Genomic DNA, 1610 nt, shown 5'->3' with positions numbered 1-1610 from the left:
TTTCTTTGCGGCGAGCGAGCGCTACGATCTTGTAGCCTTCGCGGCTTAGCATCCTAGCTATCGCTTCGCCAAAACCTGACGTAGCTCCCGTGATAAAAGCCGTTCCCTTCATATTTTCTCCTTATTCGGTGATCAAATTTGACTCTAGCCCCATCGCCCTTAGATACTGCGCGTTGATCTCTTTTTTGCCGATGATTGCGTAGTCTAGGGCATTTAGCCCGTTATCATCCACTGCCTGCACGTCCGCACCGTTGTCTACCAAAAGCTGCAATACCTCCACGTCCGCCGCCCCTGCCGCGCTCATCAGCACGCTTTTTGACGCCGCGTCAAAGTCACAGAGCTTCACGAAGCTCGGCAGTTGGGCGCTTAAATTTGAGCTATATGCAAGCTTGGTGCTCACGTCTATCAGCCTTTTGTTTACCAGCGCTCCGTTTTCGAGCAGAAATTTGACTAAATTTATATCGTTTAGCTGCACGGCCTTAAAAAGCGGAGTGACGCCAAGCAGATTTGCATAGTTTACGTCCGCGCCGCTAGAAACCAGAAGCTTTACGTTGTTTAAATTTTTAAGCGCGAAAAATAGCGAACTCTCAAATCCGTAGTTTAAATTTACTCCCGCGTGCAAGAATTCCTTTATCACATCCTCGCTTTTTTCGTAAAGAAGCGCGACATTAAATGCGTTTTGTAGCGAGGCTTGCGAAACGGAGCCTGAATATATCGCCTCATTTATGCCGTATTTTGTAAAAGTCGGGTCGCTAACCTTTCTCGCAAACTCGTCCATATCGCCGTTTTGCAGAGTCGCGGCGGCAAATTTTAAAAACTCGTTTGCAACCTTTGAAGCGTAATAAATCGCGCTACCTTCGTCTATTTTGAAATTTGATTTGTAGTAGTTTACGAGCGGCTCAAGCGCGGCGTTGTAGTCTTTGTTAAAGTCCTTAAAAACGGTGAAGTTACCTAAGCTTTGATGTCCCCAGAAACGAAGTCTAGCTCTATTTTGCGCTACGAGTTTTTCGTATTCGTCGGGACTTTCTAGCTCTTTAGCGTAAATTTCAGGTGCATAGGAGGCTTTTAGGATCTTAAATTTAAACTCGTTTAAATTTTTAGTCGCTAAATTTCCGACGCAAGCAAGGCTCTCAGCGCGGATCTTTTGAGCGGCCGAAAGTAAAATTTGAGCCTCTTTTATCCCCAGGATAGAGTCGTTGCAGTTTAGTTCAAATTCTCCCGAAAAGGTTAAATTTTGAGAGAAAAATCGCTGCTTTTCAGTCAATGCGTCATCGCAGCTAAAGCTAGCAAAAACAAAAGAAAACGATAAAAATATCGGCAAAATAAATCTCATCGTATGCCTTAATATCTTTTAATTTTGATAATTCTACCAAAAAATAATTTGGTAAAAATAAATTTACCGCTCATTAAAGCAAACATCCGCAAACGCGGCTTTTAGTTTCTCGTAAAGCGGAGTAAAAGGCACGCCGTTTACGCGCACTTCGGCGATAGACGTGATGAAGTTCGTATCTCCGCTCCAGCGCGGCACTAGGTGATAGTGCACGTGCTCTGCGATACCCGCACCGGCGCGTTTGCCCACGCTGATTTTCACCGCATCTTTACGCACCATC

Annotated in this window: 2 protein-coding genes and 1 pseudogene; all 3 read right to left on the bottom strand. The window is 44.9% G+C overall.

The window, feature by feature from the left end:
• Positions 1–112: SDR family NAD(P)-dependent oxidoreductase (locus tag Q0200_RS05950; protein ID WP_297938996.1), on the bottom strand; the 112-nt coding region annotated here is incomplete at its 3' end.
• Between the two features lie 9 nt (positions 113–121).
• A complete protein-coding gene (locus tag Q0200_RS05945) occupies positions 122–1333 on the bottom strand; it encodes an ankyrin repeat domain-containing protein (RefSeq protein WP_297938995.1) in 1212 nt (403 codons plus the stop codon).
• A 63-nt stretch (positions 1334–1396) separates the two neighbouring features.
• A pseudogene (locus Q0200_RS05940) lies at positions 1397–1610 on the bottom strand (HIT domain-containing protein); the annotation flags it as partial.

The sequence above is a fragment of the uncultured Campylobacter sp. genome, assembly GCF_938045225.1.
Classification (GTDB): Bacteria; Campylobacterota; Campylobacteria; order Campylobacterales; family Campylobacteraceae; genus Campylobacter_A.
Note: the sequence above shows the minus strand (reverse complement) of the source record. Positions and strands in the feature narration are given on the sequence as shown.

Excerpts from the sequence above, each read along its gene's own strand:
- Q0200_RS05945 (WP_297938995.1), bottom strand. The coding sequence starts at position 1,333 with ATGAGATTTATTTTGCCGATATTTTTATCGTTTTCTTTTGTTTTTGCT.